Origin of the sequence: Sphingomonas sp. YR710 (genome assembly GCF_900101455.1) — a bacterium.
Taxonomy (GTDB): Bacteria; Pseudomonadota; Alphaproteobacteria; order Sphingomonadales; family Sphingomonadaceae; genus Rhizorhabdus.
Window position 1 is genome coordinate 63,009 of the sequence record NZ_FMZJ01000017.1, and the last position, 24,750, is coordinate 87,758.

A 24,750-nucleotide genomic window follows, 5' to 3' on the forward strand; every position below is an offset into this window, starting at 1 on the left:
TTGCCGAACCATCTACCGCCCCTCGACAATCCCGCGCGCCTGATCGAGCCGGTCGGCATATGCGCTTAGCACCTCGCCGGTGAGCTTCGCATAGAGATCGGCGTCGGCGAAGCGGCGCTCCTCAATCGCTTCGCGCACGCCGGGCAGGGTCTTGGCGCCATAGCCGGTGAAGCGGCCGGGGGCGTAGATCAGATTCTTGTACCAATCGCGTCCCGGCAGCCCGCGTTCGGATAGCAGGAGCTGGTCGATATCGCGCAGCGCGGCGTTGAGCCTGGCGCGGGCGGCGGGGGAGAGGGCGGCGCCCTTCGCCGCATAGGCTGTGTCATAGGCGGCGGCGCTTTTCTTCAGCTTTTCGACCGCGTTGGCGAGCGGGGCAAGTTCGATGAACGGCGTCATCGCCTCCGCGCGCGGCGCGCTGATGGGGTGCAGCGGATCGGCGGCAAGGCCGAATGCGCCCTTCTTCAGCAGCGCCTCACGCTTGCCATCCTCGGCGCGGCGATCGTCCGCCAGCTTGCGGACCTCGTCGAGATAGCGCGCCACCGTCGCCGCGAAGTCGCCGAAGCGCTGCGGCGGCGTATCGGCATCGGCGATGCGCAACACGATATGGCCGATCGTCTTCGACAGCACCGCACCATAAACGAGGCCGGGATCGTCCCATTTGGTCACATGATCGAAGCTGTCATAGACCGAATGATAGACGCCGCCCGATTCATCCTCGCCGCCATAGCCGATGTTGAGCGCGGACAGGCCGAGATGCTGGAGGAAGGATGAGTAATCCGATCCCGATCCGAGCGCACCGATCGGCAGGTCGTCGCCGGCTTCGGCGGCCTTCAGCGCCGCCTCGTCGGAACGGCCGATCTTGTCATAGGCATCGGCGCGGATCTTCGCGCGCTTGCGATCGAGGACGCTGACTTTGGTTTCCGGATCGGTGATCCCGCCGGCGACATCGTTCACCAGATGCTGCCAGTCATGGCTGCCCTCGGCGCCGAGCAGCCCGCGGCCATTGCCGTCGGTGTTGATATAGATGACGGCCTTCGCCTTCAGTTCGGCTTCATGGGTTTCAGCCCATTCGGTGGAACCGAGCAGCATCGGCTCCTCGGCGTCCCAGCTTGCATAGACGATCGTGCGTTTCGGGCGCCAGCCGGTCTTGAGCAGCGCGCCGAGCGCCTTGGCTTCGGACAGCATCGCGACATTGCCCGACAGCGGATCGCCGGCGCCGAACACCCAGCCGTCATGATGGTTGGCGCGCACGATCCATTCGTCGGGCAGGGTGCTGCCGGGTATTTTCGCGATGACGTCATAAGCTGGTTTGAGCGACCATTCCGACTTTACCGCCAGATGGACCTTCGCCGTGCCGCCGCCGCCGAGATGATAGGTGATCGGCAGGGCGCCGCGGAATTTGTCGGGCGCGATCGGACCGTCCATCGCGGCGAGCAACTTGCCGGCATCGCCATAGGAAATCGGCAGTACCGGGATCTTGAGGATCGTCTTCGCTTCGGCGCGGGTCAGCCGCTTCGCACCGGGCACAGCGCCGATGCCCGGGGTCAGCGGGTCGCCGGGATAGGTGGTCATGTCGGCGACCGAGCCGCGCTGCACGCCGAACGGCGGCCGCGCGCCGCCTTTGGGATAGGAATCGCCCTGCGCATAGCCATCGTCGGCGGGATCCGAATAGATGATGCAGCCGATCGCGCCATGTTCCTGCGCCAATTTGGGCTTCAGGCCGCGCCAGCCGCCGCCATAGCGCGCGATCGCGATCTTGCCCTTCACGCTGACGCCCATCCGCTCGAGCGCGTCATAATCGGCGGGCAGGCCATAATTGACATACACCAGGTCGGCGGTGACATCGCCGTCGCCCTGGAAGGCGACATAAGGCGGCAGCGCGCCGGCGGTGTTGGCCGACGTCGCATCCTCGGGGATCGCAGGCTCCTGTCCGCCCAGCCGGATCGGCGTGGGGGCAACCATCTCGATCAGGGTGCTGATCGGCGTCGGATAGAGCACATCGAACGTCTCGATATGGGCATCCCAACCCCAGGCCCTGAACTTCGCCAGGGTCGCCTCGGCATTGGCCTTATCGTGCGGCGATCCGACATGGTTCGGCGCGGAGGACATGTCCTTGAGCCAGCCGAGCTGGTCGGCGGAGCTGATCTGCGCGTCGAACGCGGCTTCAAGCGCGGCAGGAGCGGCCGGCTTGCCGGAAGCACCCGCCACGGCCAAGGCGGAGGCCGCCAGCATCAGCGCCGAACGCGCCATTCTGCGGATCATGGTGCGCCGTGCCGGTTCGATCATGTTGCTGTCCTCTGTTGCGTCGCGGCAGGTTTGTCCGAAGCGGAGCGCGGTGCAAGAAGATATTAAGCGGCCGGTTCATCGGATCGAAGGCGGAGTCCGCGCGGCATCGATGATATCCGGGATCGAGCCTTTACATTTCCTCATCCGATACGACCTATGGGGAGGGTTTGAGGCGCTTCGGAAGGATGTGTGTGATCAATTCTCCCGCGATCGAAGCGCATGGCCTGGTCAAATATTTCGGCGACATGCGCGCGCTCGGCGGGATCGATCTCATCGTCCCGGCGGGGATGATCTATGGCGTGCTCGGTGCCAATGGCGCGGGCAAGACGACGCTGCTGCGGACCCTGCTCGGCATCATCGATCCCGACGAGGGCAGTCGGCGCGTGCTGGGCGAGGCGCGGCCGCTCGATGCCGCAGCCCGGATCGGCTATCTGCCCGAGGAGCGCGGGCTCTATCCGGCGATGACGCCGCGCGAGGCGATCGCCTTCATGGGGGCGCTGCGGGGGCTCCCGCTCAAGGTCGGGCGGAAGCGGGCGGATGCACTGCTGGCCGCGCACGATCTGGCGCAGGCAGCGAACCGGCCGATCCGTACGCTTTCCAAAGGGCAGGCGCAGACCGTGCAATTGCTGGGAACGATCGTGCATGAGCCCAGGCTGATCGTGCTCGACGAGCCGTTTTCGGGGCTCGACGCGATCAATCAGGAGCGGCTCGAAACGATGATCCGATCGCAGGCGGCCGGCGGCGCGACGATCGTCTTTTCCACCCATGTGATCGCGCATGCCGAACGTTTGTGCGAACGGATCGCCATCATAGCCAAGGGCGTCGTGCGCTTCGAGGGCACGGTGGAGGATGCGCGGGCGCGGATGAAGCCGAAGGTCCACCTGACCACGCGGCGGCAGGATGGTGACTGGCGAGACGCGATGCCGCGCGACGCGTCGGTGGAGGACCGGACGTGGCATTTCGACCTGCCCGAGGGTGGGATCGAACCCTTATTGGCGGCGCTGATCGCGGGCGATGCGGGGATTGATAGCCTCTCGATCGAGCGGCCGGGGCTGCATGACGCCTTCATCGCGATTGCGGGCGAACCGGCCGCAGCCGAGGCCACGATATGAACGCGAAACTGCGCGCCGCTTTTGTCATCGCCCGCCGCGATTATGTGGCAACCGTCTTTTCGAAGACCTTCCTGCTGTTCCTGATCGGGCCGTTGCTGCCGTTGATCTTCGCGCTGGCATTTGCCGCGATCGGCATCGGATCCGATCAGGACAGCGCGGAGCCGACGATCGCGGTGATCGCGAACGGGAAGATGGCGGCTGCGATCCGCGCGAGCAGCGATCGGCTGTCGAGCGCCGGTATCGCCGAAATCGCCATCCATTCGCCTTCGCGCGACGAGCCCGCGCAAGTCCGCCGCCTGCTGGGCGGCCCGGGTGTCGTAGCGGTGCTGAGCGGGCTGCCGGCAAGCCCGGTGCTCACCGGGACGGCACGGATGGTCGATCGCTACGATGGCCCGGCGGGATTGATCCTCGATGATGCCCGGCGCGAACTGGCGCTCGACGCGGCCCACGCCCGGCCGCGTCCGCTCGCGATCGCCCGGCATCCGATCGATCGCGCGGCGGCGGTCGAGGCCAGCGATCGCAAGGCCACGGCGCGGGGCGCCCAGTTCGTGCTTGTGATGCTGACGATCATCCTGGCGGGGATGCTGCTGTCCAACCTTACCGAGGAGAAATCGAACAAGGTGATCGAGATCCTCGCCGCCGCCGTGCCTGTCGATGCGATCTTCTTCGGCAAGCTGCTGGCGATGCTCGGCATGTCGCTCACCGGGATTGCGATCTGGGGAAGCGTTGCCGCGATCGCGGTGCCATTGTTCGCGCCGAATCTCATCGCCGGGCTGGGCGTGCCATCGATAGGCTGGCCATTGCTGCTGCTGCTTGGCATCGTCTATTTCATCGCCAGCTACCTTTTGCTCGGCGCGCTGTTCCTGGGGATCGGCGCTCAGGCATCGTCGGTCCGCGAAGTGCAGACGTTATCGATGCCGGTGACGATGGCGCAGGTCGGGGTGTTCGGCCTGGGCGCCATGGCGGTCAACCACCCCGACAGCGGGCTCGGGCTCGTGGCCGCAATCTTTCCGTGGAGTTCGCCCTTCGCGATGATCGCAAGGGCGGCCCAGCGGCCCGAACTCTGGCCGCATCTGATCGCGATCCTGTGGCAGGCGGGCTGGGTGGCGTTGATCATCGCGATCGGCGCGCGGATGTTCCGCCGCAGCGTGCTCAAATCGGGCGGTCCGAAGGGCGGGCTGCTCGCAGCATTGCGGCGAACTATTAAGGGGAGTGAATAACTATCACTAAGATATTGAGTTCTAGTATCTTAATAATATTATGAGGCTCCGTCTCCGTCATAAATTCCAACGACCGCTATTGCCACCTCGATTTCTAGCACGCTCAGTTGGCCCGACCGGAAGGGACGCTGCATTTCAGCGGGTGGACATTTCGCCCAACCAATCGCCATGGCCGGGCGGCTAGAGAATCAAATGTTTCTGGAATGTCCCCGCGCCAGAAAGTGGACGTTTTCAACCGGAAACGTATTGTGGAAAACGCCCCGTTGCTGCCGTTCACCAAAGTTGGATCAGAGCGAATCCTGCAGCAATAAGGCATCCGACGACGACCAGAACGCGCCAATCGAAACGGCCCTTGCCAAGCAAAAGCGTGTCGGCGGTCACTTTTGTCGGATCAACACCCGTCTCGCCCGAAATGGCCTCAGCGAACAAGGGCCAAGTCTCAACCGCCTCGGCCTGTTCGGAGGATAGCGCCTGTTGAAGCGCAGCAAATACATCGCCCGCCGTCTTCCAGTGCCGAGCGTCCGAGTAATCGAGGCGAACGCCAAAACGCCGCTCAACCTCGCTTATTGCGGCAATCTCATCTCCATCACCCCCTAACCCGAGGCTCTTGGGAGGAAGGTTGTCAGCCGTGGCCATAAGTCGCTTGATAGGCCAGGCCACCCGCCGTGCCAATCGCCAGCTATCCCCACTAGCAGGCGGTTCCAAATGCGCTAAAATGGGATCATGCAAGCAATTCGCTTCATCCTCATAACGGCGGCAATTGCTTTAGCGGCCTGCTCTGAACAGCCGAAGCGCGAGGCGTGGGCCGTCGTGGTCAGTATTGCGCCGCACGTAAACCCTAAATGGGATGCCGACGAAGTGGTAGTCACAGCGCGAAGTCAAGACGGAGGCTTCGGAGCAAAATCCGTTTTGGCGGCACGCCTCAACTGTCGCGTCGGTGACACCGTTCACGCGTCGGCACGTGGCTTGGCACTGACACTTGATGACCGCGCGTGCGAGCGTTGAAGTCCGCATCCCCACCCGATCCAGACACAAGCCAAGGCGCCAGAAAGCGAGCATATTTCACCCGCACCTGTACATAAATCGGGTGGCGCTCTTCGGCGGAGTTGCGCCGCTGGAAAACCCTAGCGAAGATTATGGTGAATACTGCCTGCGCTTGATTCCGCCCTGAGGTTCGAACCGGGCAGATGTCCTTTCTCCAGCGCGATCCCCGCCAGATTTTGCGCGCGGCCGATCTGGCGGATGCGCATGCGGGCGAACCAGCCTTTCGCTTCGGCGAAGCGATCGAGATAGGGCTGCAGATCGGCCGCGCGGCTTTTCCGCAAGCCCTTTGCCTGATGGATCACCCGGCCGGAATCGCCGATCAGGACGATATCGCGTTCGCCCAGCATTCGGGCGATGTCGACGGCGTAGAGCAAGGCCAGCCATTCGGCATGATCGTTGGTGCCGTGGCCCAGATCCCGCCGGATCCAGACCCGGCCGCCCGCGACCACGGCGGCTTCCATCATGCCGGGATTGGGCCTGCATCCGCCGTCAAAGAAGATCTTCATGGGAGCGCCTATGCCATGCCGAGCGGCGCTCGGCTATGTCGTACCAAGTGCCATTGAGTGCGACCTATAAGCCCCTCCCCTTCAGGGGAGGGGTTGGGGTGGGGCAGTGCCGCAGGTGCTGCGTTCGCGGATAGGCCCCACCCCCAACCCCTCCCCTGAAGGGGAGGGGCTAAAATAAGGGAAGATAGTCATCACCAAGATCTTTTATCACATGCGCAGCGCCGCGGCGTAGCCGGTCAGTTCCAGATAACCCCGGCCGCCCTGCGTGCGCACCGCGCCCTCCCAATAAGCGGGCAGGCCCGCGCGGCGCCCATCAAGTTCCTGATCGGGGAACAGGGGTGTGAGCAGGAACGTGCGCGGGCCTTCGGGAAGGCGCACCTTCAAACGCTGGGCAACGGGATAGACGCCGCCGGTGCGGGGCGATCGCCAGGTGCGGAGCGGCGTGAACGTTACGTCGCCTCGGGCCAGCACCACGATCCGCCCGTCACGCCGGCGCAGCGAACCGCCGGCCCATGTCGTGCGGCCATCCTTGCCGCGAATGCGAAACGCCATCAGCGCGCCGCCGTCATCGAGGTTGAGCCCGGTCCAGTCCCAACCGACCGCGTTGCCGCCAAGATAGCTCGATGACCATTCGCGATCGAGCCACGCCGTGCCGGTGACAGGTTCGGTCTTTCCATGCCTTGTAACCGTGCCGGAGACGGTGAGATGGGGCAGCGAATAATAATGGCTCGCCTGCGCCGGATCGGGCCCTTTGCGGCTATAGCCGGCATCGCCCTGCAGCATCACGGGTTGCGTGCCATGGAAGGTCAGCGAATAGCGGAAGTCCGGCGCCACCACCTCGCTTGTGAAATCGCCGTTCGGCAGCCGGCGCAGCCGCCAGTCGCGGATGTGGACATCGGCATCGCCGATCCGTGCTTCGGCCAGACCGAAGCCGGCCCGCGCCGAGCGCTCGCCGTGGAGCAGATGGCCGACCGACGGATCGGACAGCCCGGCATGCGCGAACAGAATTTGCCGCGGGGCAAAGCGGCTCGGATTGTCGGGATCGACGGCCGGGCGCACGCGAAAGAAAGTGACCTGAAAGCCGAGGTCGCGGCCGTCACCGGTGCGAAGCCAGCCGGTGACGTACCACCATTCGGTGCGATAATCGGGATGCGCGCCATGATCGGCCGGGAAGTGGAAGGCCATGTTCGGGCGGACGACAGGGTAGGGGGCGGTTGCTGCAACAGCGCCGGTCCGGCCGATGATCAGCGCCGATACGATAGCCAGGCCGCGAACGATATTCGCCAGTCGCATCACCAATCCTCCCGCACGGCGCGCACTGCATCTGCGGCAATGGCGCGGCGGCCCGACAGGATCGCCGTGCCGGCCGCGGCAACCACCAGCGCGACGATCACGCCGACGATCGTCGCGATCGGCCAGCGGGTCGTCATCGTCCAGTTGAACGACTGCGGGTTGACGACATGGATCAGCACCTGCGCCATGATCGCGCCGAGGCCCACGCCGACGATCCCGCCGATCAGCCCGAGCAGTGCGCCTTCGCTCGCCAGCATCGCGATGATCTGCGCCTTCGTCACGCCGATATGGCGCAGCATTCCGAACTCGCGCGACCGGGCGATCGTCTGGGCGGACATGGTGGCGCCGACGCCGATCAGCCCGACGAGGATCGCGACGCCTTCCAGCACATAGGTGACGGCGAAGCTGCGATCGAAGATGGCCAGCGCCTGTTGCCGCAACTGCCGGCTGTCGCTCATGCCGACGATGCCCTGCAGCGCGGGCGGGATTTGTGCGGCGATGGCGGCTGCAACAAAGCCGGGCGGCGCGCCCTGTGTCAGCGTGATCGCTGCCAGGTTGCGGCCGGTGTCGCCGGTCAATCGATCATAGTCCCCGCCGTCGATCGTCACCGATCCCTGCTGCCGCGCATAATCCCGCCAGACCCCCGCGACCGCGAACGTCGCACCCTTGCCGATCGGCAGCGCGATGCGATCGCCGGGACGCCAGCCATAGATGCGCGCGGCGGGCTCCGATACCCAGACCGGCACGGCGCCGGCGGGCAGGCTGCCGGCCTCGGCCAGCAGCATCATGTTGCGATGGGGCGGGCGGGTCCGCACCGTGCGCGCGATCAGCGAGAGCGGCGGGCGATCGGGGGCCATCGTCACCGCGATCTGCCGCATGAAGCCCATGTCGGCGACGCCGGGGACGGCCCGCATTCGTGACTGGGTAGTCCGATCAAAGCCGATCCCGCCTTCGATCCGCATGTAGAGATCCGCCGACAGCACATCGCCCAGCCAGTCGTCGACGGCGGTACGGAAGCTCGTCACCATCACCGCCATCGCGATCATCAGCGCGGTGCTGGCGACGATGCCGCACAAGGCCGTGGCGGCCTGGCCCGGCGCGCCATGCAGATGCCGCATCGCCAGTTGCAACGGCACATGGCGCGTACCGCGGACGGCGAAGGGCGCCAGCAGATGGAGGGCGAGCCATGGCACGATGGCGATCCCTCCCGCCAGCATCAGCCCGATCGCGATAAAACCGAACAGCGGCAGACCAGCGACTGCGGGCAGCAATGCGGCGAGCCCGCCCAGCAGCAGCAAGGTCGCCGCAGGTTTCCACGGCACCCGCCTGCGCGGATCGACGACATCGCCCGTGTTGCGCAGCGCAATCGCCGGGGCGGCGCGGGCTGCACTCAGCGCCGGCAACACACTCCCGGCGATTGCGGCGGCGAGGCCGAGCGCGAGAAAGCCGGCGGCGGACCATGGCGCGAAGGCGAGCCGCACCGTGCCGGTCCCGAAGAAATCGGTGCCGAGCGTTCCCCCGAACCGCGCGAGCGCCACCGCCGCCAGGCCGTAGCCCGCAAACAGGCCGATGATCGCACCGACCAGGCCGATCAGCAGGCCTTCGATCGCGACCGTCGCCACCACGCCCCCCTGCGGCATGCCCAAAGTCCGGATCAGCGCGAAGGTCCGCAGCCGCCGCGCGACCGACAGCGATTGCGCCGAATAGACCAGGAAGCCGCCGGTGAGCAAAGCGACCAGCGCCAGCATGTCGAGATTGACCCGATAGGCACGCGACATCGCATCGCCGCGCGCGCTTTCGCTCGCCTCATCCGCGATCACCGCGTCCGCCGGCAGGATATCCGACAGCCGGCTGCGGATGACGGATACGTCTTCGCCGAGCTTGAGATCGATCCGGTCGATCCGCCCGAACCGCCCGAACCGCCATTGCGCCGCCGCGATGTCCATCACCGCCACAGCCTGCCCTTCGTCGACCCCCGGCACGGTGCCGGCGATCGGCAGCATCACCGTCCGGCCGTTGGCGCGCATCGTGACGACATCGCGGATCCGGCTGTGCGACAAAGCGAGCGCGGTCGACGAGAGGTAGATCGAGCCGCCAAGGCCGCTGTCGCTGTGCGCGCCCAGCGCCGCCGGCCGCGCGAGCAGGGCGGGGGTCACTGCGGCCGCGCGCAACATATCTATGCCGAGTAGTGACATGCGGGCGCCATTGGCGGTCGCAGGCAGCACGACTACCGGGCTGGCATCGGTGATCCCGCGCAGCATGGCGACGCGGGGATAAGTCATTTCATCGAAGCCGAGCGGGGTGACCGCCTGCACCCGCAGGTCCGCCGCGCCGTTCACGCTGTGCATCGCATCGTCGAACGAACTGAGCGCCGAATGATTGACGAGATGGACACCGAAGCCCAGCGCGACGCCGACCGCGATCGCCAGCGCCGTCAATATGCCGCGGGCCGGATGGGCGCGCGCCTCGCTCAGGATCAGCCAGGCAAGCGCGAGCCGTGGCGAGCCGCTTCTAGCGGGCATGGCGCAGGATGAGGCCGTGCGGCGTCAGGGTCAGCGTGCGATCGGCGATCGCGGCCGCGGCATCGCTGTGCGTCACGATGATCGCCGCAGCCCCACCTTCACGCACCGCCTGGGCAAACAAAGCAAGGATCCGGCCGGCGGTTTCGGGATCGAGATTGCCGGTCGGCTCGTCGGCCAGGATCAGCGCCGGCTCATGCACCAGCGCACGGCCGATCGCGATCCGCTGCAATTCGCCGCCCGAAAGATCCCGAGCATAATCGCCGCCGCGTCCGCCCAGGCCGACGCGATCGAGCATCGCATCGGTCCGTTCGTCGATCAGGTGGCGGGGCGCCGATACCAGCGCCAGCGGCAGGCCGACATTCTGGCGCAACGTGAGATAGGGCAGGACATGAAAAGCCTGAAAGACGAAGCCGATCCGTTCGCGGCGCAAGCGGGTGAGCGCGGCATCGTCGCGGGAGGCAAGGCCGATCCCCTCGATCGCGACTTCGCCGGCGTCGGGCCGGTCGAGCCCGGCGAGGATGTTGAGCAAGGTGGATTTGCCGACGCCCGATTCTCCGACGATCGCGACGAGTTCACCCGCCGCGACTTCCAGTTCGAGCCCCGCGAACAATTGTCGCCCGCCGGGCACCGATTTTGCGAGCGAGGAGACACGAAGGAGAGTGGCTACCGTCATATTACCACTTTGCAGGACGCCGCGATCCGGGCAAGGCCAGCGTGAACGATCTTGCATAAGGCATGGCTGAAGCCCGGCGGTAGGGCAATAAGAGGGAAGGGGAGGAGAGAGGCTGCCATGGCAGAGATGATCGCCTATAAAATATTGACCGGCGAACAGATGCTCGCGCTCGAGCAAGGAACATTTGCCGGCGCGCCGATCGACATACAGGACGGCTATGTCCATTTGTCGACGGCTGCGCAGGTCGATGAAACGGTCTCCAAACATTTCGCTGGCCAGAGCGATCTTTCGATCGCGGCCGTCGATCTGTCAGCTCTCGGCGAGATGCTCCGTTGGGAGATTTCGCGCGGCAACCAGCTCTTTCCCCATATCTACGGGCCGCTGACCCTCGATGCCGTCATCGCTTATGGTCCGATCGAATATGAAAGCGACGGGACGATAAGGTTGCCGGTGGCCGGATGATACTCAATCTGCTCCGCGGTCTGGCGATGGCTCTGGCCATCGGCTGCGCCGTGGTGATGGTGCGGATGGGCGAACCCTCCTCCTTCTGGTGGTGGCCCTGGTCGATCTTTCTCTATCTGTGGAATATCAGCCCTGTGGCGCTCGGCGTGATCTCGGCAGGAAAGGTTCGGCGAGAGCCATTCACGCTGATGATGATGGCCTATCTGCTGGTATCTGCCCTGGCCGTGTGGATCTGCATCGAAGCCGTCGCAGGGGACATGTTCGCGAGCATCATCTTCCTGTTCCTGCCGGTCGTCGAATGGGGCGCGCTGATCGTGTTGATCATGATCGCGTCACGAATCGGGTGGTTCGGAGCAAAATAGCAGCCGCGCGATCAGGCCGAGGAGCCTGAATCAATGTAGCCCGCCGGGCGGATATCCGGCGGGCTACCATGGGGTGAAGCAAGCAAGGGGGTGTGCTGAAGCTTCGCATGATAAAATGCTCAAGGTTCAGCCAAGTTCCTATAAATATGAATGATTCCGTGTCCGTTTCGACGGGGTGTTGATATCGCGCGCCAGGGCGTTGCAGACGATGCCATTTCCACGCGCGATATGAAGGGAACGCATGCCACGTCGGAAATTACGACCGTATCAGCGCCCCTGACAACATCGTGTCCCGCGAAAGCGCATGGGCTTGTTCCGCGCCTGCACTGCGCAACACAGGTTCGGGCGTCCAAAGCGCCTCATAGACGCATCGTGCGTACATATTGAGGGGAAGTTGATGGAGACGGATTTCGCCGGCGCCAGCGCCTTCCGCAAGCAGCCTCTCGATATCGCGCAATCGTGAAGGTTCCGCGATCCGCCGCGTGTTCAGCGGAGACTCCCGAACGAAGCCGAACTGGATCCTGATTTCATCACCGAATTTTTCGCTCAGCATGATATGCAGCCATGCCAACGCGTCCAGTTTCTCCAGCGCGGTCGAGGATGAATGCATCACGCTGTCCCACGCTGCCTTGCGCTGCCTTTCAAAGCTTCCCATGATGGCGTCGAGCATTTTCGCCTTGGATGAAAACAGCCGATAGACCGACCCGGAGCCAAATCCTGATGCGGCGGCGATTTCACGCAATGTCGCGACTTCATAGCCGCGCCGCGCGAATTCGGTCCGCGCCATAACCAGAAGTTGCGTCGCACGTTCGCTATCGGCCTCGCAAGGGTGCCAATGTGCGACAGCCGCGTTAACCGATCGAAGGGCATCCGAACGATCAAGGGCGGCTTTGTCCGGCGCCTCCACGGCCAGCCCATCGAGCAATATGCGGCACCTCAAGTCGGGCAAAGGGCTGGCTTCCGGGCCGAGATGGAAGTCCGCCACGGTCACCGCATGGCGTATCATGCTTTCGCACAAGCGGTCGGCAAGCATCGTCAGGTCGATGCCGGGCCGAAGTGCGCCATGCCCCTGATCCGCGCGCAGCACATCGAGCATTGCCAGGTGAATGGCGGCAGGCGTGCGCTCGACCAGCTGTTGCAATTCCTCGCTTGCACCTGTCGGGGGTTCAAACAGCGTCATGAGCAGTGCGGCCGGATGGCGATTGGCGCAGGATGCGATCTCCCGGCCGAGTTCAATGACTCTATCCTGGAGCGGCCTGGAATCCGGCGTGTTCACGGTTTCCCGTGCTTGTAAGGCGATACAGTCCAGATCGGCCCGATAGCGACGGACCAACTGGACGATGAGCGCTTCCTTGGATTCGAAGTGATAATACATGCTGCCCGGAAGGATGCCGCAGGCATCGGCGATATCCTTCAACGATGTCCGCACACCCGATGCCGCAAAAAGGGTTGCGGCGGCTTCGAGTATATCGGCACGCCGCGTTTTTCTGGCCGAAACGGGTTCGGCGTGACGCGAATCAGTCATGATTTTCAAAAGACATAACACCGAAAAACTCGCTTAGCTGTCTGCCTCGACCGTGCATCGCGAAGTTCTTTCGAAAGCGTGCAGCCGCACTCACCATGTCTCTCCGTTCGTTAAACGCAGGCTGCCCGATCCTCGATCGATAGAGGCAGGCTGACGCAATTTCGTCAAGCTTTTCGGGGCGCTTGTCGTCCGTTCAGCTCGCATTGGCACATCCTGTCCAGCTCTCGGTCCACGTCCGGGGGGAAGGCTTCCGGCTTCGAGAGGAGCGGATATGCTCCCTCTTGATGGAAAATTCAAATATTTGACTTCACCATTTGGCGGGGGCATAAAACGAAGCAGACGGCGGATGTCGGGTACTTGGCTGCGGGTCTTTCTTGCGGGTTGCAGAGGGAGCCGGGACGACTGCCTGCGGCAACATTCAATACGCTTCTGGGTCATGCGGAGGACTGCCATGGATATGAACGATCTCGTCATCATCAGCGTCGACGACCATGTCAGCGAGCCGCCCGACATGTTCGACAAGCATCTGTCGGGGGCGGGCCTGGCCAGCGCGCCAAAGTTCAAGGTTACGTCACAAGGCACCAATTTCTGGGAATATCAGGGAACCAAACTGCCCTCTATCGGCCTGGGCTCCGTTGTCGGCCGTCCGCGGGAAGAATATGGCATGGAGCCGACCGCGCTCGCACAGTTGCGCAAGGGCTGCTACGATTCCTATGCTCGCGTCGACGACATGAACGTCAACGGTATCGCTGCCTCGCTGTGTTTCGGCGGGTTTGCCGGCTTTGACGGAAATCTCTTTCACCGCGTTCCAGACAAGGACATGAGCCTCGTTCATCTGCGTGCCTATAATGACTGGCATGTGGATGAATGGTGCGGCCCCCATCCGGGACGCTTCATTCCCTGCGGGCTTCTGCCCACCTGGAACATGGACGAGACAGTGGCGGAGATCGATCGGCTGGCCCGGAAGGGTTGCACGTCGGTCACGCTCAGCGACAATCCCACCAAACTTGGCCTTCCCAGCATTCACAATGCCTATTGGGAGCCGATGTGGAAGGCGATCACCGACGCGGACATCACGATTTGCCTGCACATCGGTACGGGCAATCCGGCGCCACATGCCTCACTGGAAACCCCGATCGAAGCGTGGATCGCCACCATGCCCATGGCGATCGCGGTCGGCGCCGCGGACTGGCTGCAACTCGACGCGCTCCTGCGCTATCCCGACCTGAAGATCGCGCTATCGGAAGGCAGCATCGGCTGGGTGCCCTATTTTCTGGAACGCATGGATTTCAGCCATGAACGCCACAAGGCCTGGACCCACTCGCGCTTCAAGGATCGCCTGCCGAGCGACGTATTCAAGCAGCACTTCCTCAACTGCTTCATTGAGGACAAGTTCGGCCTCAAGAATATCGACGAAATCGGTGAGGACATGATCGCTTATGAGTGCGATTATCCGCATTCGGACTGCCTGTGGCCGGAAGTTCCCGAGCGCCTCTGGGGGACGGTGAAACATCTGACGCCGGAGCAGATCGAAAAGGTGACGCACGGGAATGCGATGCGCTTCTTCAATTTTGATCCGTTCCAGCATCATCGCCGCGAAGACCTGACCGTCGGTGGATTGCGAGCCAAGGCCGCCGCTGCGAAAGTGGACGTCACACCAATATCGAGCGGTGGCGCGGCACCGCTCAAGACGGGCGAGGAGCCGCGGCCTGTGACGTCCGGCGACATCATGGAAATGTTCCAGCAAGCCGCTGAAATGGCTTGATTCCTCATTACCATTTTGCCCCTGTTCTCATGCCGGTGCGCGAAGACACTGGCAGGGACCAACATCGAGGATGCAAGACTTGACGAATGACTTCAATCCGAACCTGCCCACCAGTATCGATCGCGAGAATGACGGAATCTTGCGGATGGCAGACTGGTCGGACTGGCATGACGAGTATGAAAACGAGGGTTCCGAACTCAACGCGCGTAAGCGCGCGGTCCAGGCACAGGTTGTGGCTGTCGTCGATCAATGCCCGCCCGGGCCGGTGACGATCGTCAGCATCTGTGGCGGTCAGGGGCGCGAGGTCATTGGCGCTTTGGAAGGTCACGAACGGCGTGCCGATGTGCGTGGCCGCATCGTCGAACTTGACACCAAGAATGCGGCTTTTGCCCGCGCATGGGCGCAAAAGGTCCAGCTCGGCAATCTGGAGGTTCTTGCCGGCGACGCATCACTGGCCGAGTCCTATCAGGGGTTGGCCGCGGTCGATCTGGTGGTGATTTCCGGTGTGTTCGGACATATCAACAATGCCGATCGCATGCGGCTCATCGGTTTCCTGCGGCAAATCTGCCGCAAGGGGGCCTGCGTCGTTTGGACTTCCGTCAGTTGGGGTGACGGCAAGATTGAATCGCTCCGCAAACACTTTCTCGACAATATGTTCGAGGAGGAATCGTTCGAGACGCTCGCCGGAAAATTTGCTTTCACGATTGCCAAAAATCGTTACGTCGGCGAGCCCGTACCATTCGAACCGCATGCCAAGTTCTTTTCATTCGGGTCGTCACGCGACAACCCGGACGAGGCGGCACAATAACGCCATCGTGCCGAACCGATAAATGAGTGGGCCGCGATTGGATCCGCTGCCTACTGCGCGTTCGTCGGCAATATAGATGTTCGCGGATCAAGCTTCTCATGCCGATGCCGCTTTGGGAGATGTAATCAGGTGGAAGACCGTATTCAAACGACCCATGTGGGCAGTCTGCCACGCCCGGAATCGCTGCTCAGCATCATGCATGACCGCGCCGAAGGCCGGCCTTATGATCCGGCTAAACTCGAGGAAGAACTGGCCGGTTCGGTAAGCGATGTTGTTCGCCGCCAGGTCGAGGTTGGTATCGATTTCGTAAGCGATGGCGAGTTTTCCAAGCCAAGCTATGCGACCTATGTCACCGAACGCCTCACCGGCTTCGGGGGGACGAGCAAGATGCTCGTTCCCGCCGACTTGCGCGAGTTCCGGGGTTTTAGCGAGCATCTGGTGAAAATCGGTGGCGTTGTCCCCAAGAGCATCGGTTCCTGCTGCCAGGGCCCGGTGTGTGTGAAGGATACAGCCGCGCTTGAGGCCGATCTGCGCATGATGAGGGCCGCTGTCGATGCGGCGAAACCGGTCGGCGCGTTTCTGAACGCTGCTTCTCCCGGTGTCGTCGCGATCTTTCAGCACAACGACTATTATCCCAGCGACGAGGCTTATATCGAGGCGGTGGCCGAGGCCATGCGTGTCGAATATGAGGCCATCGTGGAAGCGGGCTTCCTGCTTCAAATCGACAGCCCAGACCTGGCCATGGGGCGGCATTTTGCCTTTGCCGGCCAACCGGACGAGGTCTTCCTCAAGGTCATCGACCGCAATGTGGAAGCGCTCAACCACGCGCTCCGCAACATTCCGGCGGAAAAGACGCGCATGCATCTGTGCTGGGGAAATTACGAGGGCCCGCACAATCACGATATTCCTCTGGAGACGATTGCCGCGCGCGTATTTCGCGCCAAGCCGAAATATCTGCTGCTCGAAGGCGCAAATCCCCGCCACAACCATGAATGGGCGGTGCTGGAGACGATAAAGCTACCGGAGGACAAGGTGGTCGTGCCCGGCGTGATCGATTCCACGTCGAACTTCATCGAGCATCCTGATGTCGTGGCAAACCGGCTGATGAGCTATGCGAATGTGGTTGGAAGAGATCGCGTCATGGCCGGGTCCGACTGCGGCTTTTCGACCTTTTCAGGTTTTCCGACGGTTCACCCCGATATTGTCTGGCGCAAGCTGGAATCGATGGTCGAGGGCGCAAGACGCGCGAGTGCGAAGCTCTGGCCTGCCGGGGGCTGACATTCTGAGGTCCGGATCGGACGGGGCGGAGCGAACTGGTAACCGCGCGATCAGGCCTCGGCAATCGCCTTCGATGGCATCTCGCCGAACAGAGCTGCCATCGCATCGCGCTTCGTCAGCAGATCGGCCAGCGTATAGCGGTCGAGCACGGCCATGAACGCGGCCAGTGCCTCACCGAGCACCCCGGTGAGGCCGCAGGCGGGCGCGATCACGCAACTTGCGCAGTCGACGAGTTCGAAGCCTTCCTCGCTATGGCGGACGACCGCGCCGACGTTGATGGTGTCGGCCGGGCGCGCCAGCCGGATGCCGCCGAACCGGCCGCGAACGCTGGCCAGATAGCCGGCGCGGACCAGATCGTTGACCACTTTCATCAGATGATTTTGCGAGATGCCATAAGCCTTTGCGATCTCGGCAATCGAGGATAGGGCCCCGTCGCGAGCGCCGACGTAGAGCAGCACGCGCATAGCATAATCGGTGTAGCGGGTCAGTCGCATCGGCTCTCCTGACCGGCCCGAGCCGGCGATTTGATATATGTATTTTTGTTGCATCTTCCAATCGATCTTATAGATGTATCACCAGTACATGATTGAAGCGTGAGTCGTTCGGGCTCGCGCGCCCGACCACGCCGCAAGGAGGCTGCCCATGACGAAACCCCTGTCCCCCGAAACGATCGCTATGGTCAAAGCGACGGCGCCAGCGCTGCAGCAGCATGGCGTGGCGATCACGACGCGCATGTACGAGCGGCTGTTCGTCGATCCCGCGATCAAGGCACTGTTCGATCAGGCTGCGCAGGCGAGCGGCGAGCAGCCAAAAAGGCTGGCGGCGGCGATCCTTGCTTTTGCACAGAATGTCGACAAGCTCGACGTGCTTACATCTGCCATCGAGCGGATCGCCGCGCGCCATGTCGAAACCCATATCAAAGCGGAGCACTACCCGGCAGTCGCCAACGCGCTGCTTCCGGCGATCCGCGATGTTCTGGGCGACGCCGCGACCGACGATGTGCTCAACGCGTGGGGTGAGGCCTATTGGTTCCTTGCCGATGTCCTGATCGGGCGAGAGGCGAAAATGTACGCCGATGCAGCCTGACATCGGTCTGCCTGCCGAAAGACCCAATCCTCGCGGTCGGGTGACGGACGTGATGCCAACCGTCGCGAACCGGACGGTTGGCACGACCGGTGCTGACAATCTTTTTCTGGCACGCACGAGCGCAGCGCAACGACAACGTACCTCGCGGAGAAGATTCCACCGGTGGACGTAGGAAGGCGGTCGAATTCCGCTATATGAGCGCGATCGATGACCGGCAGGAGCGATCCGTGGCAGACTTTGTCCCTACCATTCCAGCTGTTACGGGGCGCAGCTTCGAATCGACTGTCCGGCTTGCTATTCAGGCAGTGCTGGAGACTCGCGGCCCTGTTATCATGATGTTCGCTGACATCGCGGTGCAGGTGGATCCCCGGGATGATGCCGAGACGATCACCCGCAACTATGACGAGGCCACGGCCCTTGTCCTTGCCCGGCTCAGTGCGATGCCGCTGCTGACCGAGCGCCCCCCGATACGGGGCGATATCATCGAAACCCTGGTCGACGATCATTCGACGCGGACGATGAAGGGCACCGCCGGGATCGTGATCGACGTCGAAGCCAGCACGGCGGAAGAGGTACACAAGATCGTAGTGCGTTTCGCTCGTCGAACGGTCGACTATCTTCCGGAAGACTTCAAAGACCTTCGTTATCTTCGTTAAGCTGGCCAAATCCGCCAGGTCACTCGATGATGTGGTGGAGGCCCGACCGAGAATCGAACTCGGGTGCACGGATTTGCAGTCCGCTGCGTCACCACTCCGCCATCGGGCCAAACCGAGTGAAATCCGAAAGGATCTGGTGGTGCGGTGTCCCTAGAGTCCGCTCCGGGTGGCGTCAAGGTTAAAGCCGGGCGCGGATGCCGGCGCTGGCATCGCGTACCGCGCGGAATTCCGAGCCGCGCAGCCAATTGGGCCAGCGGCGCGAAAAAGCGAGGTCGCGGCCGAGCATGTGGAACAAGGCGACGTCCTGCGCAGCGCCGATGAGGTTCCAGTCCGGGCTCCACGCATCGCAGGTCTGGTGGTAGCATTTCGATGTATAATCGCTGACCCATTGGTCGCCCGCGGCCCGGCCACCGGCGATCAGGTCGGCGCCGCCGCCGATGCCCATGAGCAGCAGAACGGGCACGCCCCGCTTGGCGAGCGAGAAGTGATCGGCGCGGTAGAACAGGCCGCGCTGGGGCTGGGCGTCGGGGGTGATCGTGCGCCCCTGTGTCGCCGCGGCGCGGGCGAGATCGGCTTCGAGGTCGCTCTGGCCCTGACCGATCAGGATCACGTCATGCGCGGCGCCGGCGGTCTGGAGGATGTCGATCGTGAAATTGGCGACGGTCTTTTCGAGGGGGTAGATCGGCGCGCCGGCATAATAGCCCGATCCGAGCAGCCCACGCTCTTCGCCGGTCCAGGCCGCGAAGACGAGCGTGCGTTCGGGGGCGGGCCCTGCCTTGAAGGCGCGCGCGAGTTCGAGCATGCCGGCGATACCGAGACCATCGTCGTTGGCGCCCGGCCGGATCGTGCGACCCTGCGCATCGGGCGCGCCGATGCCGTAAGCGTCCCAATGGCCGGAAAACATGATCGTCTCGCCGGCATGTTTTGTGCCCGCGATTTTCGCCAGCACGTTATGGCTCTCGATTGCGTCATGTTTGACGGCAAGATCTGCCGTCATCGTTGCCTTCAGCGCGCGCGGGCGAAATGCGGTCGCCCGGGCTTCGCGCTTCAGCGCCGCGAGGTCGAGCCCCGAGGCCCTGAACAATTCCGCCGCCCGATCCTGCTGGATCCAGCCTTGCAGCAATAAAGGGACCGGGGCGCCCGCCGGTCGCACGATATCGTAATTCTCGCCGCCGGGCGCCTGCACGGTGTTCCAGCCATAGCCGGCGCCGGCGGTGTCGTGGATGATGATCGCGCCGATCGCGCCGCGGCGGGCGGCTTCTTCATATTTATAGACCCATCGGCCGTAGAAGGTCATCGCGCGGCCGCCGAACAGGCCGGCGACGGGCTCGCCGGGATCCGCCTCGAAATCGGGATCGTTGACGAGCATGACCGCGATCTTGCCCTTCAGGTCGACTCCCTTGAAATCATCCCAATGCCGTTCGGGCGCGGAGACGCCATAGCCGACGAATACGAGCGGTGCGGCGGCGATCGTCACGCGATCGACCGGGCGGACGGTGCTGAAATAGACGTCGCGGCCGAGCGCCATCGCCTTGCCGCCGATCTCGACGGTGCCGGGCATCTGCAACTGGGTACGGACCATCGGTACGCGCTGCGTCCAGCCGCCATGCTCGCCACCGGGCTTGAGGCCGAGCGCCGCGAAGGCGTGGGCGAGCCAGTCGATCGTCTTCGCTTCGCCGGCCGTGCCGGGCGCGCGGCCCTCGAACGCGTCCGATGCCAGGATGCGGACGGTTTCGGACAAGCGGGCGGGATCGATCGGGCCTGAGGAAGCCGGAGCAGCGGCTTGCGCACCGGCGGACGCGATCAGGGCGATCGCAGCGACGGCCGTCGCCAAGCAGCTACGCGACATGCGATGCGATCCAGCGGTCGCCGATCTGCTGCAATATTTCGAGCGGCACGCGGCCGCAGCCGAGCACCGCTTCGTGGAAATCCTTGATGTCGAACTTCGCGCCCATCAGCGTCTTTGCCTTGGTGCGTAGCCCGGTGAACACCGAATGGCCGAGCTTGTAGCTGCACGCCTGTCCCGGCGTCGCGCAATAGCGCTCGACTTCTCGCGTCGCAAAGCCCGCCGCCTCGCCGTCCTGTTCGACGAAATAGCGGATCGCCTGTTCGCGAGTCCAGCGCAGGTGGTGGATGCCGGTATCGACCACGCAGCGATTGGCGCGGAACAATTGGAACTTGAGATAGCCGAGCCGGCCGAGCGGATCATCGTCATACATGCCGATCTCGTCGGCGAGCTGCTCGGCATAGAGCGCCCAGCCTTCGCCATAGCCGGAAAAGCCGCCGGTCTTGCGGATCAGGGGGAGGGCGGTGTTGGAGAGCGCGAGCCCGCCCTCGAACTGATGGCCGGGCAGGCCCTCATGATAGACGGTCGTCGCGAGGCAGAATTTCGGCCATTCGGCACTGTCATGCAGGTTGAAATAGACGAGGCCCGGTCGCGAGCCATCGAGCGCCGGCCCCTGCGAGAACGCCGATGCTGCGCCCGCCTCGGTCTGCGGCGGCACGCGGCGCACTTCGAACGTGTAACTCGGCGCACGCTTGAAGACGGTGAGCAGGCGGCCGCGGATCGCGTCGAGCCGCGCGTTGCAATACGCGATCGCCTGAACCTTACCGTCGTCGGTGTTCGGGTAGAGCTGGCGCGGATCGGCATAAAGCGCGGCCATGCGTTCGCCGACCGTGCCTTTGGTCATGCCCTGCGCCTTGAGCAAGCCATCGAGCCGCGCCGAAATTTCCTTCGCCTGATCGAGCCCAAATCTGTGGACCTCGTCGGGGCTGAGCTTCGTCGTCGTCGTGTTGTGGAGCGCGGTCTCGTAGAAGGCCGCGCCATCCCTGGCCTTCCAGATTCCTGCGTCGTGGGTTGCGGTCTTTCGGAGCTGTTTGGTCAGCGCGAGCTGGGCGTCGAGCGCGGGAAGGACGCGCTCGTTGTAGATCTTCGCGGCATCCGCGGCAAAATGATCGGCGAGCCCCTTGGCTGCGGCGCGGCGCGCGATCGACTTGACGACCAGCGCATCGGCCGCCGGAACCCGTGTCTTCTCCATCTGGGTCAGGGTCGTGTCGAGCAGGAAATCGGGCGGGACGACGCCGAGACCGGCGTCATGGCGCAACCGTTCGGTGTTGGCGGTCAGCTGATCGGCGAAGGCGCCGAGCCGCGACAGATAGGCGTCGGCATCGGCGGCATTGTCGATCCTGTGCTTGGTGTCGAGAAAATCGGGGACCGACTGATAGGCGCCGGTCAACTGGCTGACGACATAGGGGGACGGGCCATAAGACGAGCCGCCGAAATCGAACGCCTGTACGGCCGCCGCCGATTTGCGCGTGTAGAGCACGGTATCGTAATTGATCTGGTCGGGGGCGTTAAGCGCCTTGCGGTCGACGGCCTCGAGCCGCCGGATCTGGTCCTGCGTGGCGGCGCGATTGGCGGCACGGCCCGCATCGGAATCGTCGCCGAGCCTGGACCGCAGATCGGCATTGGCGCCTTTGTCGAGCCCGAGCTGGGTCGCGCTTTCGGGGCGACGGCGCAGGTCCTCCTGGAAGAGTTGATCGAACAGTTTGTCGAGTTCGGACGAACCGGCGGGATCGGCCCAGGATGGTACCGCGGAGAGCAGCGCCACGCCAAATCCGGCATAGGCCGTGTTCACCAGAAATGCGCGACGATCCAGCATCATAGCCTCCTCGGGGGGAATGGACGAAGCTAGGCCCGGAAACCGCCGCCGGTCAATCGCGGCGGAAGATGAACTCGTCGTCATACCAGCTGCCGACCGGAAAACGATATCCGCCGACCTTGACGAAGCCGCGCGCGACATAGACCGCCTGCGCCTTCAGATTGCCGGACCATACGCCGAGCCAGATCGGCCCGGGCCGTGCCGCAGCAAGATGATCGAGCGCTATGGTGAGCAGGCTCCGGCCAAGGCCCAGCCCCTGCGCTTCGCCGCGCGCATAGAGTTGGTAGAGTTCGCCAGCGCCGGGCTTGACGTCAGGATGCGGCAATTTAGATGGGCCGACCTGCGCATAAGCCAGCAGCCGGTCGTCCCGTTCGGCAACCCAGGTCGCGCGTTCGAGATCGGCAAGTTCGGTCGAAACCACGCGAGGAGAATATGAGTCGGCCTCGAAGATCGCGAGGTCGTCCGGCGGATAGGGAATGCCGAAGCCGTCGAGGAAGGTTTCGCGGAAGGTGATCAGCTTGAGATCCGCCAGCGCTTCAGCGTCGCTCGGGGTGGCGGGGCGGATGATCGTCATGGCCTGTGAATCCGGCAGGGCAGGAGACGGCTCAAGTTGAACGACGGGCGATCCATTCGACGAGATCCTCTGGCCTGTTGATGTTGGCCGGCGCGACCGGCAGTGATATGCGCCGTGCGCCGGTGCGCTCGATCCATGCGTTCATCGAGCGATCGGTGGTATCGCCCACCCAATCGGCGAGGTCATCGGCGAGATTGGTCGGCCACAGCCCGAGCAGCGGCTGTCCCCGGACAACGGCCGGTGCATCGCCTAACATCCGGGCGAGATCGAGCGGCAGATCGGGCAGGTCGCAGCCGCTGGTCAGCACGGTCGCAAAACCGGCATCGCGCGCATGGGTGAGAGCGCCTGCGAGCGCACCGAGCGGTCCGAGGCCGGGTCGCGGGCGATCATCGACCGATATCAGCCCCGGCCACGCGCGGCCGACCACCGTGACGATCGCGCATTGCGCGCGGAGGCGCTCTGCGACGAGGTCGATCATCGCCGTGTCACCGATCGGGGCAGCGGCCTTGTCCGATCCGAAACGGCGGGCCGCACCGCCCGCGAAGATGGCGCCGGCGATCATGGGGCTATTTCTTCCTCCCCCGCCAGGGGGAGGTGTCGCCAAAGGCGACGGAGGGGGCGGATACCTGTCGCTCGACTTTCCAGCATGTCGCTATCCTCCCCCTCCGTCAGCCGGCGGCTGACACCTCCCCCTGGCGGGGGAGGATCGGAAAGCGCCGCCTGCACCCAGCGCTTGTCAACCGGGCGATCACCCTGTACAGGCGCCGCTTCGCTTCCCCGGCTGGTCGGAAACCAGCCATTTGACCGGAGCCTGCTAGACATGAAAAAAGATATCCATCCCGACTACCACATGATCAAGGTGCAGCTGACCAACGGCACCACCTATGACACGCGATCGACCTACGGCAAAGAAGGCGACACGCTGCAGCTGGACATCGATCCTTCGGTGCACCCGGCGTGGACCGGTGGCCGTTCGAGCCTGCTCGACACCGGCGGCCAGGTGGCACGCTTCAACAAGCGTTTCGGTGGCCTGACCCTCGGCAAGAAATAAGGGTCTTTCGATCGCGAACGATCGCGGGATGGCTGGGCATTGCCCGGCCATTTTCGTTTTGGGAACCGACGCAGGGTGAGCGACAGATGACGAACTATCGCAGGCTGCGCATTGCCGCCTTCTGGGGCGCCCTGGCCTTTGCTTATGCCTGTGCGATCTGGCCCGCCGATTCCGCGCCGAGCATGACGCCGTCGGACAAAGCCGATCACACGATCACCTTCATCACCCTGAGCTGGTTGATCAGCCTTGCTTATCCGCGCAGCCCATGGCCGCTGTCAGGCGCGGCGCTGTTCGGTTTCGGTGTCTTCATCGAACTGAGCCAATGGCTGCCCTTCATCGGTCGGGATGCCAGTGTTGCCGATGTTGTTGCGGATACGATCGCGATCGTCATCGGGCTGGCGACCGCCTTGCTCGCGAAGCGCCTGCTGCCCAGGCTTTTTGCCAGCTGACCCCCATCGTTCCGGTAGTGGCCAATTGACGTAGTGCCTCAAACGGCCGGGTGCGCGACACTCAGCACGTTGAACGGGAATCTGATCGTCAAGCCGGAGAACCGGCACGAACTCGTCGGAAAGGATCGCTTTTACAAAGGCTTTCCCGCCGCCGTCCCGTGCGATGCGCACTCACCGGTACCTGCATGGATAGAATGCCAGGGCCGATGGCTGCGGCAGTATGCGTGCGGAAGGGATGTCTGGGCGCCACCAAAAGGGAGCGACCATCATGCGAAAAATCTATGCCATTTCGGCGCTGCTTCTCAGCGCGTGCAGCACAGTTGCTTTGGCCGATGCACCGGCCTGGAGCCTGCACGGTTTCGGGGACGTATCGGTAAAGAATGATTATGTGACGCCACGCGGCCTCGTCGTGACGA

Annotated in this window: 23 protein-coding genes and 1 tRNA gene; 11 read left to right on the plus strand and 13 right to left on the minus strand. The window is 63.7% G+C overall.

Going from position 1 to position 24,750, the window contains the following annotated elements:
* Positions 1-12 precede the first annotated feature (12 nt).
* Positions 13-2,286: a transferrin receptor-like dimerization domain-containing protein gene (locus tag BLS13_RS17345; protein ID WP_256325951.1), complete on the minus strand. Its 2,274-nt coding sequence runs from the start codon at positions 2,284-2,286 to the stop codon at positions 13-15.
* Between the two features lie 185 nt (positions 2,287-2,471).
* On the opposite strand from BLS13_RS17345, the gene BLS13_RS17350 reads away from it, so the two are divergent.
* Positions 2,472-3,398, plus strand: coding sequence for an ABC transporter ATP-binding protein (locus BLS13_RS17350; protein WP_093454004.1), 927 nt, complete (start codon positions 2,472-2,474; stop codon positions 3,396-3,398).
* A complete protein-coding gene (locus BLS13_RS17355) occupies positions 3,395-4,618 on the plus strand; it encodes an ABC transporter permease (protein ID WP_093454005.1) in 1,224 nt (407 codons plus the stop codon). Before BLS13_RS17350 ends, BLS13_RS17355 begins: the two co-directional genes overlap by 4 nt.
* A 273-nt stretch (positions 4,619-4,891) precedes the next feature.
* Here BLS13_RS17355 and BLS13_RS17360 read toward each other — a convergent pair whose 3' ends face one another.
* From BLS13_RS17360 to BLS13_RS17380, 5 genes are all read right to left on the minus strand, one after another.
* Entirely contained in the window at positions 4,892-5,254 is a 363-nt protein-coding gene (locus BLS13_RS17360; RefSeq protein ID WP_143011999.1) for a hypothetical protein, read from the minus strand.
* A gap of 488 nt (positions 5,255-5,742) precedes the next feature.
* A complete protein-coding gene (locus BLS13_RS17365) occupies positions 5,743-6,168 on the minus strand; it encodes a reverse transcriptase-like protein (RefSeq protein ID WP_093454008.1) in 426 nt (141 codons plus the stop codon).
* A 207-nt stretch (positions 6,169-6,375) separates the two neighbouring features.
* Positions 6,376-7,461, minus strand: coding sequence for a lipocalin-like domain-containing protein (locus tag BLS13_RS17370; protein WP_093454009.1), 1,086 nt, complete (start codon positions 7,459-7,461; stop codon positions 6,376-6,378).
* The gene (locus BLS13_RS17375; RefSeq protein ID WP_093454011.1) at positions 7,461-9,983 is read right to left on the minus strand and encodes an ABC transporter permease; all 2,523 of its coding nucleotides are present in this window, start codon (positions 9,981-9,983) and stop codon (positions 7,461-7,463) included. Before BLS13_RS17375 ends, BLS13_RS17370 begins: the two co-directional genes overlap by 1 nt.
* Positions 9,973-10,656 carry an ABC transporter ATP-binding protein gene (locus BLS13_RS17380; RefSeq protein WP_256325952.1) on the minus strand — a complete coding sequence of 228 codons (684 nt, stop codon included), beginning with the start codon at positions 10,654-10,656 and terminating at the stop codon, positions 9,973-9,975. Before BLS13_RS17380 ends, BLS13_RS17375 begins: the two co-directional genes overlap by 11 nt.
* A 117-nt stretch (positions 10,657-10,773) precedes the next feature.
* Here BLS13_RS17380 and BLS13_RS17385 point away from each other — a divergent pair, with 117 nt between their 5' ends.
* Together BLS13_RS17385 and BLS13_RS17390 are read left to right on the plus strand one after the other, a co-directional pair.
* A complete protein-coding gene (locus tag BLS13_RS17385) occupies positions 10,774-11,118 on the plus strand; it encodes a DUF952 domain-containing protein (RefSeq protein WP_093454013.1) in 345 nt (114 codons plus the stop codon).
* Positions 11,115-11,480, plus strand: coding sequence for a hypothetical protein (locus BLS13_RS17390; protein ID WP_093454015.1), 366 nt, complete (start codon positions 11,115-11,117; stop codon positions 11,478-11,480). Before BLS13_RS17385 ends, BLS13_RS17390 begins: the two co-directional genes overlap by 4 nt.
* A gap of 256 nt (positions 11,481-11,736) precedes the next feature.
* On the opposite strand, the gene BLS13_RS17395 is transcribed toward BLS13_RS17390, so the two are convergent.
* Positions 11,737-13,005, minus strand: coding sequence for a TetR/AcrR family transcriptional regulator (locus BLS13_RS17395; RefSeq protein WP_093454016.1), 1,269 nt, complete (start codon positions 13,003-13,005; stop codon positions 11,737-11,739).
* Between the two features lie 451 nt (positions 13,006-13,456).
* Between BLS13_RS17395 and BLS13_RS17400 the strand changes: the two genes are divergently transcribed.
* From BLS13_RS17400 to BLS13_RS17410, 3 genes are all read left to right on the plus strand, one after another.
* Positions 13,457-14,770, plus strand: coding sequence for an amidohydrolase family protein (locus BLS13_RS17400; protein WP_093454018.1), 1,314 nt, complete (start codon positions 13,457-13,459; stop codon positions 14,768-14,770).
* A 79-nt stretch (positions 14,771-14,849) separates the two neighbouring features.
* Entirely contained in the window at positions 14,850-15,578 is a 729-nt protein-coding gene (locus tag BLS13_RS17405) for a class I SAM-dependent methyltransferase (protein WP_093454019.1), read from the plus strand.
* 129 nt (positions 15,579-15,707) lie between these two features.
* Positions 15,708-16,856, plus strand: coding sequence for a cobalamin-independent methionine synthase II family protein (locus BLS13_RS17410; RefSeq protein WP_093454021.1), 1,149 nt, complete (start codon positions 15,708-15,710; stop codon positions 16,854-16,856).
* A gap of 50 nt (positions 16,857-16,906) precedes the next feature.
* On the opposite strand, the gene BLS13_RS17415 is transcribed toward BLS13_RS17410, so the two are convergent.
* Positions 16,907-17,350, minus strand: coding sequence for an Rrf2 family transcriptional regulator (locus tag BLS13_RS17415; RefSeq protein WP_093454043.1), 444 nt, complete (start codon positions 17,348-17,350; stop codon positions 16,907-16,909).
* Between the two features lie 148 nt (positions 17,351-17,498).
* Here BLS13_RS17415 and BLS13_RS17420 point away from each other — a divergent pair, with 148 nt between their 5' ends.
* Entirely contained in the window at positions 17,499-17,942 is a 444-nt protein-coding gene (locus BLS13_RS17420) for a globin domain-containing protein (RefSeq protein ID WP_093454022.1), read from the plus strand.
* Between the two features lie 89 nt (positions 17,943-18,031).
* A complete protein-coding gene (locus tag BLS13_RS17425; protein WP_143012000.1) occupies positions 18,032-18,598 on the plus strand; it encodes a hypothetical protein in 567 nt (188 codons plus the stop codon).
* 35 nt (positions 18,599-18,633) lie between these two features.
* Here BLS13_RS17425 and BLS13_RS17430 read toward each other — a convergent pair.
* The 5 genes from BLS13_RS17430 to BLS13_RS17450 all read right to left on the minus strand — a co-directional run bounded on the left by BLS13_RS17430 (position 18,634) and on the right by BLS13_RS17450 (position 23,396).
* Positions 18,634-18,707, minus strand: a tRNA-Cys gene (locus tag BLS13_RS17430).
* Positions 18,708-18,776: 69 nt separating this feature from the next.
* Positions 18,777-20,447 carry a M28 family metallopeptidase gene (locus tag BLS13_RS17435; protein ID WP_093454025.1) on the minus strand — a complete coding sequence of 557 codons (1,671 nt, stop codon included), beginning with the start codon at positions 20,445-20,447 and terminating at the stop codon, positions 18,777-18,779.
* On the minus strand, positions 20,437-22,260 hold the full coding sequence (locus tag BLS13_RS17440) for a DUF885 domain-containing protein (protein WP_093454027.1): 1,824 nt from the start codon (positions 22,258-22,260) through the stop codon (positions 20,437-20,439). Before BLS13_RS17440 ends, BLS13_RS17435 begins: the two co-directional genes overlap by 11 nt.
* A gap of 52 nt (positions 22,261-22,312) precedes the next feature.
* The gene (locus BLS13_RS17445; protein ID WP_093454028.1) at positions 22,313-22,834 is read right to left on the minus strand and encodes a GNAT family N-acetyltransferase; all 522 of its coding nucleotides are present in this window, start codon (positions 22,832-22,834) and stop codon (positions 22,313-22,315) included.
* Between the two features lie 31 nt (positions 22,835-22,865).
* A complete protein-coding gene (locus tag BLS13_RS17450; RefSeq protein WP_093454030.1) occupies positions 22,866-23,396 on the minus strand; it encodes a molybdenum cofactor guanylyltransferase in 531 nt (176 codons plus the stop codon).
* 258 nt (positions 23,397-23,654) lie between these two features.
* Between BLS13_RS17450 and rpmE the strand changes: the two genes are divergently transcribed.
* Together rpmE and BLS13_RS17460 are read left to right on the plus strand one after the other, a co-directional pair.
* Positions 23,655-23,885, plus strand: a complete 231-nt coding sequence (gene rpmE, locus BLS13_RS17455) for a 50S ribosomal protein L31 (RefSeq protein WP_037527003.1) — start codon at positions 23,655-23,657, stop codon at positions 23,883-23,885.
* Positions 23,886-23,971: 86 nt separating this feature from the next.
* The gene (locus BLS13_RS17460) at positions 23,972-24,334 is read left to right on the plus strand and encodes a VanZ family protein (protein ID WP_093454031.1); all 363 of its coding nucleotides are present in this window, start codon (positions 23,972-23,974) and stop codon (positions 24,332-24,334) included.
* The last annotated feature ends 416 nt before the right edge of the window (positions 24,335-24,750 follow it).

Coding starts and splice junctions, on each gene's coding strand:
- BLS13_RS17345 (WP_256325951.1), bottom strand. CDS start 2,286: ATGATCGAACCGGCACGGCGCACCATGATCCGCAGAATGGCGCGTTCG.
- BLS13_RS17350 (WP_093454004.1), top strand. CDS start 2,472: ATGTGTGTGATCAATTCTCCCGCGATCGAAGCGCATGGCCTGGTCAAA.
- BLS13_RS17355 (WP_093454005.1), top strand. CDS start 3,395: ATGAACGCGAAACTGCGCGCCGCTTTTGTCATCGCCCGCCGCGATTAT.
- BLS13_RS17360 (WP_143011999.1), bottom strand. CDS start 5,254: ATGGCCACGGCTGACAACCTTCCTCCCAAGAGCCTCGGGTTAGGGGGT.
- BLS13_RS17365 (WP_093454008.1), bottom strand. CDS start 6,168: ATGAAGATCTTCTTTGACGGCGGATGCAGGCCCAATCCCGGCATGATG.
- BLS13_RS17370 (WP_093454009.1), bottom strand. CDS start 7,461: ATGCGACTGGCGAATATCGTTCGCGGCCTGGCTATCGTATCGGCGCTG.
- BLS13_RS17375 (WP_093454011.1), bottom strand. CDS start 9,983: ATGCCCGCTAGAAGCGGCTCGCCACGGCTCGCGCTTGCCTGGCTGATC.
- BLS13_RS17380 (WP_256325952.1), bottom strand. CDS start 10,656: ATGACGGTAGCCACTCTCCTTCGTGTCTCCTCGCTCGCAAAATCGGTG.
- BLS13_RS17385 (WP_093454013.1), top strand. CDS start 10,774: ATGGCAGAGATGATCGCCTATAAAATATTGACCGGCGAACAGATGCTC.
- BLS13_RS17390 (WP_093454015.1), top strand. CDS start 11,115: ATGATACTCAATCTGCTCCGCGGTCTGGCGATGGCTCTGGCCATCGGC.
- BLS13_RS17395 (WP_093454016.1), bottom strand. CDS start 13,005: ATGACTGATTCGCGTCACGCCGAACCCGTTTCGGCCAGAAAAACGCGG.
- BLS13_RS17400 (WP_093454018.1), top strand. CDS start 13,457: ATGGATATGAACGATCTCGTCATCATCAGCGTCGACGACCATGTCAGC.
- BLS13_RS17415 (WP_093454043.1), bottom strand. CDS start 17,350: ATGCGACTGACCCGCTACACCGATTATGCTATGCGCGTGCTGCTCTAC.
- BLS13_RS17420 (WP_093454022.1), top strand. CDS start 17,499: ATGACGAAACCCCTGTCCCCCGAAACGATCGCTATGGTCAAAGCGACG.
- BLS13_RS17435 (WP_093454025.1), bottom strand. CDS start 20,447: ATGTCGCGTAGCTGCTTGGCGACGGCCGTCGCTGCGATCGCCCTGATC.
- BLS13_RS17440 (WP_093454027.1), bottom strand. CDS start 22,260: ATGCTGGATCGTCGCGCATTTCTGGTGAACACGGCCTATGCCGGATTT.
- BLS13_RS17445 (WP_093454028.1), bottom strand. CDS start 22,834: ATGACGATCATCCGCCCCGCCACCCCGAGCGACGCTGAAGCGCTGGCG.
- BLS13_RS17450 (WP_093454030.1), bottom strand. CDS start 23,396: ATGATCGCCGGCGCCATCTTCGCGGGCGGTGCGGCCCGCCGTTTCGGA.
- rpmE (WP_037527003.1), top strand. CDS start 23,655: ATGAAAAAAGATATCCATCCCGACTACCACATGATCAAGGTGCAGCTG.
- BLS13_RS17460 (WP_093454031.1), top strand. CDS start 23,972: ATGACGAACTATCGCAGGCTGCGCATTGCCGCCTTCTGGGGCGCCCTG.